General features: G+C 71.4%; 11 protein-coding genes and 1 tRNA gene. 3 read left to right on the top strand and 9 right to left on the bottom strand.

Annotated features, from left to right (window positions below; all coding sequences use genetic code 11):
* Positions 1-3: 3 nt before the first annotated feature.
* From KCQ71_RS21830 to dcd, 3 genes are all read right to left on the bottom strand, one after another.
* Entirely contained in the window at positions 4-2,982 is a 2,979-nt protein-coding gene (locus KCQ71_RS21830; RefSeq protein ID WP_223410211.1) for a Na+/H+ antiporter subunit A, read from the bottom strand.
* A gap of 238 nt (positions 2,983-3,220) precedes the next feature.
* The gene (locus tag KCQ71_RS21825; protein ID WP_223410209.1) at positions 3,221-4,204 is read right to left on the bottom strand and encodes a hypothetical protein; all 984 of its coding nucleotides are present in this window, start codon (positions 4,202-4,204) and stop codon (positions 3,221-3,223) included.
* Positions 4,205-4,208: 4 nt separating this feature from the next.
* On the bottom strand, positions 4,209-4,790 hold the full coding sequence (gene dcd, locus KCQ71_RS21820) for a dCTP deaminase (RefSeq protein WP_223410207.1): 582 nt from the start codon (positions 4,788-4,790) through the stop codon (positions 4,209-4,211).
* Positions 4,791-4,872: 82 nt separating this feature from the next.
* Between dcd and KCQ71_RS21815 the strand changes: the two genes are divergently transcribed.
* Positions 4,873-4,943, top strand: a tRNA-Gly gene (locus tag KCQ71_RS21815).
* Between the two features lie 129 nt (positions 4,944-5,072).
* On the opposite strand, the gene KCQ71_RS21810 is transcribed toward KCQ71_RS21815, so the two are convergent.
* Positions 5,073-6,221, bottom strand: a complete 1,149-nt coding sequence (locus KCQ71_RS21810) for a YihY/virulence factor BrkB family protein (protein ID WP_223410205.1) — start codon at positions 6,219-6,221, stop codon at positions 5,073-5,075.
* Positions 6,222-6,443: 222 nt separating this feature from the next.
* Here KCQ71_RS21810 and KCQ71_RS21805 point away from each other — a divergent pair, with 222 nt between their 5' ends.
* A complete protein-coding gene (locus KCQ71_RS21805; RefSeq protein ID WP_223410203.1) occupies positions 6,444-8,063 on the top strand; it encodes a S49 family peptidase in 1,620 nt (539 codons plus the stop codon).
* A 21-nt stretch (positions 8,064-8,084) separates the two neighbouring features.
* Here KCQ71_RS21805 and pgi read toward each other — a convergent pair whose 3' ends face one another.
* The 4 genes from pgi to KCQ71_RS21785 all read right to left on the bottom strand — a co-directional run bounded on the left by pgi (position 8,085) and on the right by KCQ71_RS21785 (position 11,985).
* Positions 8,085-9,767, bottom strand: a complete 1,683-nt coding sequence (gene pgi, locus KCQ71_RS21800; protein WP_223410201.1) for a glucose-6-phosphate isomerase — start codon at positions 9,765-9,767, stop codon at positions 8,085-8,087.
* Positions 9,768-9,779: 12 nt separating this feature from the next.
* Positions 9,780-10,511 carry a cation efflux transmembrane domain-containing protein gene (locus KCQ71_RS21795; RefSeq protein ID WP_223410199.1) on the bottom strand — a complete coding sequence of 244 codons (732 nt, stop codon included), beginning with the start codon at positions 10,509-10,511 and terminating at the stop codon, positions 9,780-9,782.
* Positions 10,511-10,846 carry an ArsR/SmtB family transcription factor gene (locus KCQ71_RS21790; protein WP_223410197.1) on the bottom strand — a complete coding sequence of 112 codons (336 nt, stop codon included), beginning with the start codon at positions 10,844-10,846 and terminating at the stop codon, positions 10,511-10,513. Before KCQ71_RS21790 ends, KCQ71_RS21795 begins: the two co-directional genes overlap by 1 nt.
* Before the next feature lie 260 nt (positions 10,847-11,106).
* Positions 11,107-11,985: a sigma-70 family RNA polymerase sigma factor gene (locus KCQ71_RS21785; protein ID WP_223410194.1), complete on the bottom strand. Its 879-nt coding sequence runs from the start codon at positions 11,983-11,985 to the stop codon at positions 11,107-11,109.
* Between the two features lie 81 nt (positions 11,986-12,066).
* On the opposite strand from KCQ71_RS21785, the gene KCQ71_RS21780 reads away from it, so the two are divergent.
* On the top strand, positions 12,067-12,447 hold the full coding sequence (locus tag KCQ71_RS21780) for a DoxX family protein (RefSeq protein ID WP_223410191.1): 381 nt from the start codon (positions 12,067-12,069) through the stop codon (positions 12,445-12,447).
* A gap of 137 nt (positions 12,448-12,584) precedes the next feature.
* On the opposite strand, the gene KCQ71_RS21775 is transcribed toward KCQ71_RS21780, so the two are convergent.
* Positions 12,585-14,867, bottom strand: a complete 2,283-nt coding sequence (locus KCQ71_RS21775) for an LLM class flavin-dependent oxidoreductase (RefSeq protein WP_223410188.1) — start codon at positions 14,865-14,867, stop codon at positions 12,585-12,587.
* Position 14,868 lies beyond the last annotated feature (1 nt).

Here is a 14,868-nt window from a genome sequence, read left to right as displayed (position 1 = left end):
CGATCACGGTGCACCTCCCCCGGTGAGGGCGTCCTCGAGTGGCTGGGCATCGTCGGCGGTGGATCGTGGGGAGTCGTGGGCGACGTCCGGCACCGCCCTGCCCTCCGCCTCGCCCTGGCGGTCCACCTCGGCGCCGAGCGAGCGCAGGATGTCCAGCATCAGGCCGACGACCACGAGGAACACGCCGATGTCGAAGAACAGCGTGGTGACCAGGTGCACGTCACCGAGGTAGCCGAGGGGGATGTCGATGACCACGGACTGCAGCACGACGCCGCCGAAGGCGAGTGGCACCGCCCCGGCGCCGGCGGACAGGAACAGGCCGCTGCCCAGGAGCAGACCGGGCAGCACCGGTGCAGCCTCACCGAGCTCGTACCGGCCGCCGGCCAGGTAGCGCACCGTGAGCGCGATGCCGGCCACCAGGCCGGCCACGAACCCGCCGCCGGGGGAGTTGTGCCCGGCGAACAGCAGGTAGATCGCGAACACGAGCATGGTGTGGAAGATCAGCCGGGTGGCGACCTCGAAGATCACCGACCGGCGGTGCGGCGCGAGGGCGACGCCGGCGCTGATCCAGCGCCGGTTGCGGGTGCTGCGCACCGGGATGGTCCGCCCCTGCCGCACCAGCGCGTCGTCACCCGGGGCGTCGCTGGCCCACACCGAGCCGCGGTCCATGTCATGGTCACGGATCCGCTCGACGCGGCCGGCGCGGGCCCGCAGGAAGACCAGGGACGCGACGCCGGTCGCCGCCACCAGCAGCACCGAGATCTCACCCATGGTGTCCCAGGCGCGGATGTCGACGAGGGTGACGTTGACGATGTTCCTGCCGTAGCCGTAGTTGTAGGCCTCCTCGGGGAACAGTTCGGCGATGCTGTCGGTGACCCGCGCATTCGGGATCACCAGCGCCACGAACGTGACGGTCAGCCCGACCGCGATCGCCAGGATGGCGCGCCACCACCGGCTCGCCTTCAGTGGCCGGTTCGAGTAGTAGGCCGGCAGGCGCCGCAGCACCAGGATGAACACCACCAGGGTGATGGTCTCCACGAGGGCCTGTGTCAGGGCCAGGTCGGGTGCGCCGTGCAGCGCGAACAGCAGGACCACGCCGTAGCCGGTGATGCCGAGCAGCACCACGGCCTTCAGCCGGCGGCGGGCCCGGGCGGTGAGGAAGGCCGCGACCGCGACCACGATGGCGACGCCCGCCTGGACCGGGTAGTCCCAGGGCTTCACCGCGCCGATGCGCAGGCCCCCTGCATAGACGGACGTCCAGATCATCACCACGGTGGTGAGCAGGATCAGCGCCAGGTACACGGGCAGCGAACCACGCTGGGTGATCGAGGTCACCGCAACGGACACGCTGTCCAGCCGGCGCATCGTGCCCCGGTAGGTCCGGTCCGCGTCCGGTCCGACCGAGACCACTTCCTGGACCCGCTCGACCCCGCGCCGGGCCAGCATCAGCAGCACCCCGCCGACGATGATCACCCCGGTCAGCAACAGCGGGGTCCCGAATCCGCCCCACAGGGTCAGGTGCCCGGGTTCGCCCACCGGGTAGGTGTCCGCGTACGGCGCCAGCAACGTCTCGCCGGCCACCGGGAACAGGCCTGCGACGAGGCCGGCGAAGGCGAGCACATTGGGCGCGATGTAGAGGCCAGCCGCCTCCTTGTCCACCGGGGTGTCCTCGACGCCCTTCTTCCGGGCGAACGCGCCCCAGAGGAAACGCATCCCGTAGGCGAACGTGAGGATCGACCCGATCACGACGATCACGAGCAGCGCGAAGGTCATCGGATCGTCGCTGTGGACGAGGGCCTCGAGGGCGGCCTCCTTGCCGACGTACCCGGCGAACGGTGGCAGGCCCACCATCGAGAACGTGGCGAGCACGCCGGGCACGGTGGCCCAGGGCAGGTGTTTGGCGAGCCCGGAGAGCTGGCGCAGGTCACGGGTGCCGGCGGCGGCATCGATGACGCCGACGGTCAGGAACAGGGTCGCCTTGAACATGGCGTGCGCCCCGATGAGGGCGAGCCCGGCGAGCGCGATGGCCCGGTCGGCCTGCCCGACCAGGAGGATCAGGAAGCCGAGCTGGCTGACGGTGCCGAACGCGAGCAGCAGCTTCAGGTCGTGCTGCCGCAGCGCACGGTAGCCGCCGAGGATCATCGTCGCGCCACCGGTGAGCAGGATCATCCACTGCCACAAGCCGACCTCGGCGAATCCGGGGGCGAACCGGGCCACCAGGTACACACCGGCCTTCACCATCGCCGCGGCGTGCAGGTAGGCGCTCACCGGGGTGGGTGCGGCCATCGCACCGGGGAGCCAGAAGTGGAACGGTACGAGCGCCGACTTGCTGATCGCACCGACCAGGACCATCACGATCCCGGCGGTCACCAGCGCGCTGCCATCGAGCGGCGGATTCGCGATCAGCTCGGAGATCACGTAGGAGCCGCCCTCGGCCGCACCGAGGATGAGGAAGCCGAACAGCATCGCGAGGCCGCCGAGGGTCGTCACGATGATCGCCTGCATCGCCGCCCGGCGAGCACCCTTGCGGTCGAAGTAGTGACCGATCAGCAGGTAGGAGAACACCGTGGTGAGCTCCCAGAACACGTACAGGACGAGCGTGTTGTCCGTGGTGACGAGCCCGAGCATGGCCCCGGCGAACGCGACGAACACCCCGGCGAACCGGCCCAGGAACTTCGCCCCGGACGCGAAGTACCAGGCGCAGTAGCCGAGCACGATCGCGCCGACGCCGCCGACGAGGATCACCATCAGCCAGGAGAGGACGTCCAGCCGGAAGGCCAGCGACATGTCCAGCGCCGGGATCCATGAGACGTCCAGCGTCGGACCCCGCCCGTCCAGCACGGCTCCCGTGTTGGCCACCGCCCACACCGCCGCCGACCCGGGCACCAACGCCAGCGGCAGGAACCCCTTGCGACCGAACCGCCGCATGATGGCAGGCGCAGCCACGGCGGCGAGAAGGTGCAAAGCGAGTAGCTGCAGCACGTCCGCTCCTGATCAGTGGGCGTGGTCAGATTGTCAGGTCGAGCACGGGGTCGCGGCGACGGGTCGCCTCAGGTGAACTGATGTGTGCGTTTAGGTAGGACAAAGAAGGTACGGCCACGCACACCGCCTCTGATTCGAGCGGCGTGATGGGTGGGTGGGAACCGTTCGGATACTACCAAGGCGACGGACCCGTTCCGTGCCGCGTCCACGATCTGGGGAACGGCCGGACCCGCTCTGCTCACGGGTCGACGAGGAACCCGTCGTCGTCGGTCGTCTCGCCGCCGATGGCGTCCAGCAGGGCACGCGCGGCACCCTCCACGAGCGCCGTGGCGCGCTCGCGGGCCACCAGGGTGGGGGCGTCGAGCGGTGCGGAATGGTAGGCCTCCGGATCCGCCGGGAACCACCGCAGGTCGTAGCGGATCACGCCGGAGCGAGCCCAGTCCAGGCCCTCCAGCACGAGCGGCACGGACACCTCGGCCTCCACCTCGACGGCGACCGTGCCGCCGTCGGGCAGCGCGCAGACGGCGCCGTAGGCCTCGGTGGCGGGCTCCGCCGCGAGCGCGTGCGCGTCGAACGCGTCCGCCTCGGCTTGGATCCAGGCCCGCTCGCCCTCGTCCAGGTCCTCGGTGCCGGCGGGTCGGGGCGCCGGCGCCGTGGGCGGCTGCGCTCCCGGGTCTGCGACCGGGCCCAGATGGAGGGCCACCCCCGGCAACGCAGGCGTGAGCACGTGCACCAGCGCCTCGGGGTGCAGCCACACCTCGGAGTGCACGGCCAGGTCCACGCCCGGTTCGGGGGTGATCAGGGCGCCGGTTCCGGCAACCCGCACCGCTCCGCCGAGTCGCCGCGCGGCCGCCTGCGCGAACTCGATGATCGCGAGTTCGTGCCCCACGGGCGGCCCGTCGGCGAACGCATCCAGGATCCCGCCGAGGCCGCGCAGGTCCTCGGGCACCGGGTCGCCCCGCTCGGCGGGGACCGCGATCGCGTACGCCTGGGTGACCTCGGGACCGGCGCCGAGGGCGGCCGGCTCCGGCACGGCCCAGGGGCCCTCGAGGGCTGACTGCGGGGTGAGCGCGAGCACGGTCGCGTTCACGCGGCCGGCCTCGGGGAACCGGCTCAGCACGAGGGCCTCGACCTCGTCGTCGGTGACGTCCGCACCGAGCAGCAACAGGTGCTTCGACCGGGCGAGGCCGGCGTCGAGAACTCGAGCTCCGCCGTCGGGCACTGCGCTACTGCCCCACGTCGGTGCGGTGGAAGTTCAGGTGCGAACGGGACGCCGTCGGGCCCCGTTGGCCCTGGTAGCGCGAGCCCTGGGCACCGGACCCGTACGGGTGCTCCGCCGGGCTGGACAGCCGGAAGTAGCACATCTGCCCGATCTTCATGCCGGGCCAGAGCGTGATCGGCAGGGTCGCCACGTTCGAGAGCTCGAGGGTGACGTGGCCGGAGAACCCGGGGTCGATGAACCCGGCGGTGGAGTGCGTGAGCAGTCCGAGCCGGCCGAGGCTGGACTTGCCCTCCAGGCGGGCCGCGACGTCGTCGGGCAGGCTGATCAGCTCGTACGTGGAGCCGAGCACGAACTCCCCGGGGTGCAGCACGAACGGGTCCCCGGGGGCGGCCTCGACCATCCGGGTGAGCTCGGGCTGGTCCTGGGCGGGGTCGATGACCGGATACTTGTGGTTGTCGAAGAGCCGGAAGTAGCGGTCCAGGCGGACGTCGACGCTGGAGGGTTGGATCATCGACTCGTCGTACGGATCCAGGCCGATCCGCCCGGTGGTCAGTTCGGCGCGGATGTCACGATCGGAGAGCAGCACGCGCCCACGTTAGCGCGCCCGGGTGAAGCCCAGCCCCAGCACCGGGTATGCTGGGCCGCGCGTTCGGGTCAGCCGCACGCATGCGGGTGTAGTTCAGTGGTAGAACTTCAGCTTCCCAAGCTGATAGCGCGAGTTCGATTCTCGTCACCCGCTCGCAATGAGATGGCCGCCCGACGAAGTCGAGGCGGCCATTCTCATGCGAGCGTGGTGCCGAGTATCGGGAGGAGGAGCGCCCGGCGAGGAACGAGTCGGTCGCGACGACGGCTCTCGTCACCCGCTCCATCACGTCACGACGCCGGCCGATCCGGACACGTCCGCGGCAAGATCCCCGCGCAACAACTCGTCGAGTTCCTCGATCGCTGCCTCCTCACGCCGCCGTGCCGCCCGGCGCCGGTAGAACGGCGCGTCCCGGTGCGCGGCCGCCGCGTCGCGGATCTCCTCGCAGACGGCGAGCAGTTGCGCGAGCCGGGTGTCCGGGTCCTCCTCGGCGGGCGCATCCGACTCCGGCGCGAGCGAGAGGCCGGCATCGGCGACGGACACCGCGACCCAGGCCGCCGAGACGAGCATGACCACCCCGGCGAGGCGGCACCACAGCAGCAGCCCGATGAAGACGGCGAACGTCGCCAGCAGCGGGTTCGCGGGTGAGCTGGACAGGAGGTAGCCGGCCCCGAGCTGCAGCACCACGATCGCCGCCCCACCGAGGGCGGCGCCGGGCAGGATCCGGCGCCAGGGCACGCTCGCACCACCGAGGAACTTGAAGATCGCGGTGAGGGTGAGCGCATCGACGACGAATGCCACGAGCACCGTGGCCAGCCTGATCAGCGCGTTGAAAGCGTTCGACGTCGTGCTCCACCCCAGGGCATCGAAGACCTCGCCGAGGAACCAGGACCCGGCACCGCTCAGCACCCCGCCGATGAGCAGCATCAGGCTGAAGAACACGGCCACCACGAAGTCGCGTGCCTTGAGCCGCACGTACTGACGCGTATCCGGCGGCAGACCGAAGATCGCCCGCACGGCGAGCCTCGAGTAGGAGATCCAGCCGATCGCCGTCCACACGAACACGATCACGGCGATCAGGCCGGTGATGCTCAGCAACGCGGACGCATCGCGGGCGATTGCGAACACCTGGTCCTCGGTGAGGACCCCGTTCTCACCGATCAGCCCGGGCAGATAGGTGTCCACGAGGGCGATGAGGGCCTCGATCGCCGGGGTGCTCCCACCGAGCCACAGCCCGACCCACGCGAATGCGATGTAGAGGGTGGCGAAGATCGCGAACAGCGCCTGGTAGCTCACCCCCGCGGCGAGCACGAACCCGCCCTTGCGGGTGAAGTGGCGCCAGACGCGCGCCGGGAACAGGCCCTGCACGCGCTCGGCGGCGGCGACCACGCGGCGAGCCGGCACGGCGGCGCGGTCTCTCAAGGTGCCGGACATGCGCTGCCCCTCACCTCGTTCCGGCGTTCGGTCGCGGGCCCCGGACTCGCGGCGCCCTGAAAAGGCCTGGCGAGCCGCATCCTATCGGGGCGTCCGTGGGCGAATACGAGTCCGTACCGCGCGGGCGCGGTCCTCGACTTCGCCGCGGCGCACGACGAGGACGGCGCCTGACGAACGAACGCCCGAGCCGCCGCGGGCCAGGTGGCGGGTTAGCCTCGAACCATGCGCGCACTCCCCACCCTGGCCCCGCTGCTCGGACGCCGTCCCGGCTCGGCGGCCGAACCGGACCGGGTGATCCTCGACCTCTCCGGCCCGTACCCCGCGCAGCGCCGACCCGGCCTCGGCGGCCTGTTGCAGCGCACCACGACCCTCGAGGCATTGTCCGGCCGGCTGGACCGGATCGGCGACGCCGACTGGGTGAGCGCCGTCGTGGTGCGGGTGCGCGGGTTCACCGCCGACCTGGCCACGGCCGATGCGATCGCCGGGATGCTCGCGCGCCTGGCCGAGCGCAAGCACGTGACCGCCTACCTCGAGCAGGTCACGATGACCGGACTGTTGGCCACCGCGCCGGTCCCGGACGTCGTCGCGCCGGAATCCGCGGACGTGTCCGTGCCCGGGTTCGCCGGCGAGCAGGTCTACCTGGGCGCATTCCTGCGCAGCCACGGCATCGGGTTCGAGAACCTGCGGATCGGCGAGTACAAGTCCGCGCTCACCCCGTTCAGCCAGGACCACATGGACGATGCTCAGCGCGAGCAGCTCGGTGCCTACCTCGAGTCGGTCGAGGCCTCCTGGGTGAAGGCACTGGCGAGCGCGCGCGGCGTCTCGCAGGAGGTGGCCGGCGCCTGGCTCGACGCCGGGCTGACCTCGGCCACGGAACTCCTCGAGGCCGGTCTGATCACCCGGATCGCGTACGACGACGAGATCGTCACCGTGGCCGACACGTCGCTGGCTCGCACCCTCGACCTGCTGCGACCCCAACGCGCCGGCGGCGGGCGCCGAACGCCGCTGCGCGGCCAGCCCGACGGCGTCGCTGTCGTCCCCGTGGTCGGCGCCATCGTCTCCGGGCCGAGTGCGGGCGGCCCGCCCGTGCCGGTGCTGGGCGGCCCACGGGCCGGGTCGGACACGGTGGTGGCGGCACTGCGGCGGGCCGAGCGCGAGGAGCACACGAAGGCGATCGTGCTGTACGTGGACTCCGGCGGCGGGTCGGCGCTCGCCTCGGACCTGATCCACCGGGCGGTGGTCGCGTGCCGGAAGCCCGTGGTGGCGGTGATGGGCTCGGTGGCCGGGTCCGGCGGCTACTACGTGCTCGCCGGCGCCAACCACGTGCTGGCCAGCCCGTTCACCCTGACCGGCAGCATCGGAGTGGTCATCGGCAAGCCGGTGCTGACCGAGTTCGCGGACCGGCACGGCTTCCATCCCGAACCGGTGGGCCGCGAGGACGCGCTTGCCCTGAGCGCCGCGCGGCCGTTCACCGACGCCCAGCGCGAGCGGTTCCGCAAGGTGATGGACGAGGTCTACGGAAGGTTCGTGGACCGGGTGGCGACCGGCCGGGGACTCAGTACGGAACGGGTCGACGAGCTCGGGCGAGGCCGGATCTGGAGCGGACGCGACGCCGTCGGGCTCGGTCTCGCGGACGCCCTCGGCGACCTGCACGACGGACTCGCCTACGCCCGGCGCCTGGCCGGGCTACCGACGGACGCACCGGCCCGGCCGGTGCACACCAGACCCACGCTGCCCGGACTACCGGCACTCGGCACCGACCCGGCCGCCGCGCTGGAGGCACTGTGGCCGTTCGGCACCGAGCACGTGCTGGCCTGGATGGACCCGGTCCGGATCCGCTGAGTTCGGTCGACCCGCTCCCGCTCAGTCCCGCTGCGCCAGGTAGTGCCGGATCAGCGCCTGGGTGGACGTGTCCTGCGCGGCGAGCGCGTCGGCATCCCCGGTGACCGCAGGGGCGATCTGGGTAGCGAGCTGCTTGCCGAGCTCCACGCCCCACTGGTCGAAGCTGTCGATGCCCCAGACCACGCCCTGCACGAACGTGATGTGCTCGTAGAGCGCGATCAGCTGCCCGAGCACCGACGGCGTGAGCGCCGGGGCGAGGATCGAGGTGGTCGGCCGGTTCCCGGTGAACACGCGTGCGGGGACGATCGCCTCGGCGGTGCCCTCGGCGCGGACCTCGTCCGCGGTCTTGCCGAACGCGAGGGCCTTCGTCTGGGCGAAGAAGTTCGCGAGGAACAGGCCGTGCACGTCGGTGTCACCGTCGCGCAACGGCCGCGCGGGGTTGGCGACGGCGATGAAGTCGGCCGGGATGGTCCTGGTGCCCTGGTGGATGAGCTGGTAGAACGCGTGCTGGCCGTTCGTGCCGGGCTCGCCCCAGAACACCTCGCCGGTCTGGGTGGTGACGGGGCTGCCGTCCCAGCGCACGCCCTTGCCGTTGGACTCCATGGTGAGCTGCTGCAGGTACGCGGGGAACCGGTGCAGGTACTGCGCGTAGGGCAGCACCGCGTGCGTGTGCGCGTCGAGGAAATTGACGTACCAGACGTTCAGCAGCCCCATCAGGACCGGCACGTTCTGCGCGAACGGGGTCGAGCGCAGGTGCTGGTCGATGGCGTGGAAGCCGTCCAGGAATTCTGCGAACGCCTCCGGCCCGATCGCGATCGCGAGCGAGGTGCCGATCGCGGAGTCCACCGAGTACCGGCCGCCGACCCAGTCCCAGAACCCGAACGCGTTCGCCGGGTCGATGCCGAACGCGGCGACCTTGTCCAGCGCCGTGGAGACGGCCACGAAGTGCTTGGCAACGGCGTCGGTGCGGGAGGCCTCGGAGCCATCGACAGCACCCGCGGACTCCAGGTTCGTCCAGAGCCACTCCCGGGCGAGCCGGGCGTTGGTGAGCGTCTCCAGGGTGCCGAACGTCTTCGACGCGACGATGAACAAGGTGGTCTCCGGGTCCAGCCCGGCGGTGGTCTCGGCGACGTCGCTCGGGTCGATGTTGGAGATGAACCGGACCTCGAGACCGTCCTGGACGTACGGGGCGAGCGCCTCGTACGCCATCACCGGGCCGAGGTCGGAGCCTCCGATGCCGATGTTGACCACGGTGGCGACCCGCTTGCCGGTCACCCCGGTCCACGCGCCGGAGCGGACCTGCTCGGCGAACGCGTAGACCCGCGCCAGCTCGGCGTGCACATCCGCGTCCACGTCCTGCCCGTCGACCACGAGCGCGGGGCTCGCGCCGGCCGGGCGGCGCAGCGCAGTGTGCAGCACGGCTCGGTCCTCGGTGACGTTGATGTGCTCGCCGGTGAACATCGCCTCGATCCGGCCGGAGAGACCGACCTCGTCGGCCAGGCGCAACAGCAGGGCCAGGGTCTCGTCGGTGATCAGGTTCTTGGACAGGTCGACGTGCAGGTCCGCGGCATCGAACGTGAACCGCTCGGCCCGGCCGGGATCAGCGTCGAACCAGGCGCGCAGATCCGGCGTCTGGGCGGCGGCGTGGCCGGTCAGCTCCGCCCAGGCGCTGGTGGTGGTGGCGTCGATCGGTGCGGTGCTCACAGGTCTTCCTCACTACGGGCTCGGTGGACGACGGCGGGGGTCACCCCCGCCTCTGGGGTAACCGTATTGCGCCGGGCCCGGCGGTGCAGCGGGGTCTGGCTGGTGGGCATCGAGGATCATGCCGACGCTCGTGGCGCACGTGTCGCCCTGCCACGCCTCGACGCCCTCCCGGAGCGCGAACGCGGCGATGACGAGTCCGGCGATCGCGTCGGCCCACCACCAGCCGAACAGGCTGTTCGCCACGAGGCCGAGTAGCACCGCGGCCGAGAGGTACGTGCAGATCAGGGTCTGCTTGGAGTCCGCGACGGCGGTGGCCGAGCCGACCTCGCGACCGGCGCGGCGCTCGGCGTAGGACAGGAACGGCATCACGACGACGCTCACGGCGGCGAGGACGATGCCGACCGTGGAGTGCCGGACCTCGCCGCCACCGGCCAGGGCGAGGACCGAGGCCACGCCGACATACGCCGCGAGCGCGAAGAAGGCGATCGCGATGACCCGCAACGCCGGCTTCTCCCAGCGCTGCGGATCCCGCCGGGTGAACTGCCAGGCGACGACGGCGGCGGAGAGCACCTCGATCGTGGAATCCAGCCCGAAGCCGATCAGCGCCGTCGACGACGCCGCGGCGCCGGCCGCGATCGCGATGACGGCCTCGATGAGGTTGTAGCCGATCGTGATCGCCACGATGAGCCGGATCCGTCGGTGTAGGAGCTCACGCCGCTGCTCGGTGAGGGTCGGGACGCTCATCAGCAGGCGCACCCCTCTCCGTCACAGCAGTCGGGCTCGACGAACAGCACCACCCCGAGCAGGTGGTCGAGCGCGGGGGCGAGGTGCGAGTCAGCGAGGCGGTACCAGGTGCGCCGCCCCTCCGGCATCGCCTCGACCAGGCCACAGCCGCGCAGGCAGGCGAGGTGGTTCGACATCACCTGCCGGGACACCTCCAGCGCGTCCGCCAGGTCCGAGGGATAGGCGGGCGCCTCCCGGAGCGCGAGCAGGATGCCGGCGCGGGTCGGGTCGGAGAGTGCGTGGCCCAGGCGCGCGAGCGCGGCGGTGTGGGTCAGCGTTGCAGTGCCCGTGGTCATGAGCGGGACAGTACAGCAATGCCTGAATTGATAGAAGCCGTGCGCAGCAGATCTGAGGTGTAGATGCGCACCGCTTCGGCTGGTGGCACATACCGGCGAAGCTTCAATGCGATGCACTTGGCCACCTCCTGGCCGTGGGCCGTCAGCGAAGAGTTGAACCAGCCCCCACTACACGATCGCGGTGGTGGGTTGCCACCAGGGCGAGCCCAGCCGAGTGGAGCGCGACGCTCCGCTGACTCCAGAGCCTTGAGCAACACGGGCTACTGGGGACGTCCCGGGAGGTCCATCTCCGCGAGGCGCTTCGGATCCCGTAGCGACAGGATCTCGACGATCCGACCATCGACCACGGTGCATGCCATCACGCCCATCGGCTTGCCGCTCGCGGTCCATGCCACGATCCCGGGCTCACCGTTGACCAGGACGGGCCACGCCGTTGCCTCGGCCCTGGCGCCGCGCTCGGCCGCAATGGCCACCTCGGTCGCACCGAGTTTGACGGCGACGCCGTGCGCATTCTGGCTGCGCCACGTCACGTCCGGATCGAGTACGCGCAGCAGCCCTTCGAAATCGCCGTCCCGCGCGGCCGCGAGGAACGCATCGACCACCGCGCGCTGCTGCTGCCGTTCGTCGGCAGGTTGCGGCGTCCCCTGCACCTTCCGCCGGGCACGGCTGGCGAGCATCTTGGTCGCATCCGCGGACCTCCCGAGGATCTGCCCGATCTCCTCGAACGGCACGGCGAACATGTCATGCAGCACGAATGCCAACCGTTCGGCCGGGCGGAGGGTGTCGAGGACCACGAGCAGTGCCAGCCCAACCGATTCGGCGAGCAGCACGTTCTCCTCGGTTGGCGAGTCGCCGTCTTCCGTCACGACGAGTTCCGGCAGCGGGTCCGTGGGCTGCTCGGGCCTGACTCGGCGCGAGCGCAGCACGTCGATGGACACCCGGCCCACCACCGTGGTCAGCCAGCCGGCGAGGTTGTCGATCGATGCGGGGTCTTGGTGCGCCAACCGCAGCCATGCCTCTTGGACGGCGTCCTCGGCGTCCGCGCGCGAGCCGAGCATCCGATACGCCACCGCGACGAGGCGGCCGCGCTGTGCATCGAAAGCGTCCGCCAGTGCCTCTCCCGAACCTGATCGGCTCATGTTGTTACCTTCCTCCCGCAAGTCCCGTCATGGGTGATGACGGGCCCGAGCGGGCCGACGTAACCGATCGGGAGAAAATACATGAACCTCGCTCTGTGGATCATCACGGGTCTGTTGTCAGCAGTCTTCTTCTTCTCCGGCGCCGGGAAGCTACTCACCCCCAAGGAGAAGCTGGCCAAGGCTCCGGCCGCGGGATGGGTCAACGACTTCAGTGCCGGCTTCATCAAGGCTCTCGGAGCCGTCGAGATGCTCTGCGGCATCGGCCTGATCCTGCCCGCAGTGCTCGACATCGCGCCCGCGCTGGTGCCGGTGGCGGCCGTTGGCTTGGGTCTGATCATGGTCGGGGCGGCGATCGTGGAACTGCGCCGCCACGCCGTCACGCACGCGCTGGTGAACATGGCATACCTCGCCCTGATCACCTTCGTGGCGTGGGGTCGTTTCGGACCGGAGTCCTTCGTGTGATCACGCGCGCTGTGTGTCGCAGGGCGACTTCTCTATCCTGCCCGGATGCCCCTGGACGTTCACAGATCCGGCCGGTTCGGCGCCGCCGCCTGCCGACCGCCGCGCTGACGGCCGATGCGCGTTCCTTTGTCGGAGGTTCAGCCGGCCACGGTTGCCAGCCCTGGCTTCGCCGGCGCCACGCTGAAGTTGTCCCGGAACACGTTCTCCGGGTCGAGCCTGCCCTTGAGCTCGCGCAACCGGGCCAGCGTGGCCGGCGGGAACGCGTCGGTGATCCGCTCGGGCCGGGGGTCGGTCTCGAAGCTCAGGTAGAGCCCGTTCGCGTGCGGCTGGATCTGGGTGTCCCAGACCGCGTCGAGGCGGGTCCGGCCGGCTCCGAACGCGATCACGGAGAAGTTCGCGGACCGGTGCGCGTACGCCGTCGCATCGGGCGGCACGTCCGCCACGGCGCCACCGACGGACCGGATCTGGAAGAAGTAGCTCACGCCGCTGTGGATGAGCTTGCTGGCCGCGGCCGCGAGCTCGGGCGTGATGTGGTCCACCAGTGCGGACCGGGTGGCGGGCTCGCCCTGGCCGTGCTGGCCGCCGTCGGGCGCGGCCACGATGGCCGGGTACGGCAGGATCTGCACGGCCTGCTGCAGGAGCGGGCCGAGCGTCGCGAACGGCTGCAGCCTGCTGATCACGGTGTCCGGGTCGTCGGAGTCGACGGTCGCCATCACGGTGGCCACCACCTGCCCACCGCGGGGGCGACCGATGATCAGGAAGCTGGTCAGATCCCGAGGCGCCGCCTCCTGGAGGGCGCCCCAGTTCTCAAGGAACTCGGCGACGTTCCCGGCGTCGAAGGCCAGTTGGGCGAAGCCGACATCCCCCACCTCGTCGACCTCGAACTCGAACGCGGTGACGATGCCGAAGTTCGCGCCCGCCCCGCGCACAGCCCAGAACAGGTCCGGGTGGTGCTCGGCGTCGGCCCGCACGAGCCGACCATCCGCGAGGACGATCTCGACGGCGCGCACGTGGTCGATGGTGAGCCCGTGCTCGCGGCCGAGCCAGCCGATCCCGCCGGCCGTGGCCAGCCCGCCGACGCCCACGCCGCCGAAGTCCCCGGAGCTGAGCGCCCACCCGTAGGGGTGCAGCGCCTGCGCCACCTCGCCCCAGCGGGCGCCCGGCTCGATGCGGACCCGCCGGGTCGCGGCGTCGAGGACTTCGATCCGGTTCAGGCGGGACAGGTCGATGACGATGCCGCCGTCGTTCGTGGAGCGGCCGCTGATGCCGTGCCCGGCGCTGCGGACCGCGAGCGGCACCGGCTGGGACCGTGCGAAGGAGAGCGCCTGCGCCACCTCGTCGGCGTCGCCCGGCCGTAGCACCAGGCCGGGTGAGCCGCCGCGCAGGTAGGTGTTGCGCACGCCCGCGAAGCCGGCGTGGCCGGGCTCGACGGCGGTCGCGGCCAGTGCGGCCGGGACGGTGTCGTAGTCGATGCCCTCGCGCCGCTTGGCGCGGATCGCCAGCGGAACCACGGCGCCGACCTCGGTCTCGCGCACGTCCCGCACGGTGGCGACGGCCTCGCGCAGGGCGGGCGCCACCTCGGTCGCGAACGTCTCGAGGTGCGCCCGGTCCGGCGCCGCGTACACGAAGGTGCCCACGCCGTCGTCCAGCGCGTATGGGAGCAGTTGCTCCACCCAGGTGGCGGGAGGTCCGCTCAACCGGCCCTGCGCCGTTGGGCCGAACGAGCCGGTGATGTTGAGCAGGCGGCGGATCTCGCGCGGGTCGCGCCCGGCCTCGGTGGCGGCGGCGTCGACGACGGCGTTCCCGGCCGCCAGGTCGCCCGGGCCGAGCCGCCCGAGCGAGGGCCACCAGCCGTCCGCCTTCGCGCCGATGAGGCGCTGCATGCGTGGCTTGAGCGCGCCGATCCACAGCGAGACGGTGTGCGCGGGGGCGGGCCCGCCCTGGGCGCCGTCGAGGGTGTGGAAGGCGCCGGGCACCTCGAGCGGCGTCGAGGCGTCGCCGGCCCAGATGGTGCGGAGCATCTCGATCGCCTCCGCGAGCGCGTCCACGGACTCCCCGGGGCTGAGCCGCGGCGTCCCCATCGCGGCGATCGCGTCCCAGAAGTGCCCGGCGCCGAGGCCGAGCTCGAGGCGCCCACCGGAGAGCAGGTCCAGGCTCGCGGCGGCGCGGGCGAGCACGGCGGGCGGGCGGATCGCCATGTTCAGCACGTTCGGGGCGATCCGGATCCGGTCCGTGCTGCCGGCGATCCAGGAGAGCAGTGTCCAGGTCTCCAGCAGCGCGGGCTGGTAGGGATGGTCCTGCACGGTGACGAGGTCGAGGCCGAGCTCCTCGGCGCGTCGGGCGAGGTCGACGACGCCGGCCGGGTCGGCGCTGTCGGGGTTGATGAAGGCCCCGAACTCCAGGGGGTGTCCGTAGTCCATG

It is taken from the genome of Occultella gossypii, assembly GCF_019947135.1.
Lineage (GTDB): Bacteria > Actinomycetota > Actinomycetes > Actinomycetales > Beutenbergiaceae > Occultella > Occultella gossypii.
Note: the sequence above shows the minus strand (reverse complement) of the source record. Positions and strands in the feature narration are given on the sequence as shown.

What these genes read in the sequence shown, in the direction of transcription:
- KCQ71_RS21790 (WP_223410197.1), bottom strand. Translation starts at nt 10,846, where the DNA reads ATGACCACGGGCACTGCAACGCTGACCCACACCGCCGCGCTCGCGCGC.
- KCQ71_RS21810 (WP_223410205.1), bottom strand. Translation starts at nt 6,221, where the DNA reads ATGTCCGGCACCTTGAGAGACCGCGCCGCCGTGCCGGCTCGCCGCGTG.
- KCQ71_RS21805 (WP_223410203.1), top strand. Translation starts at nt 6,444, where the DNA reads ATGCGCGCACTCCCCACCCTGGCCCCGCTGCTCGGACGCCGTCCCGGC.
- KCQ71_RS21795 (WP_223410199.1), bottom strand. Translation starts at nt 10,511, where the DNA reads ATGAGCGTCCCGACCCTCACCGAGCAGCGGCGTGAGCTCCTACACCGA.
- KCQ71_RS21785 (WP_223410194.1), bottom strand. Translation starts at nt 11,985, where the DNA reads ATGAGCCGATCAGGTTCGGGAGAGGCACTGGCGGACGCTTTCGATGCA.
- KCQ71_RS21780 (WP_223410191.1), top strand. Translation starts at nt 12,067, where the DNA reads ATGAACCTCGCTCTGTGGATCATCACGGGTCTGTTGTCAGCAGTCTTC.
- KCQ71_RS21775 (WP_223410188.1), bottom strand. Translation starts at nt 14,867, where the DNA reads ATGGACTACGGACACCCCCTGGAGTTCGGGGCCTTCATCAACCCCGAC.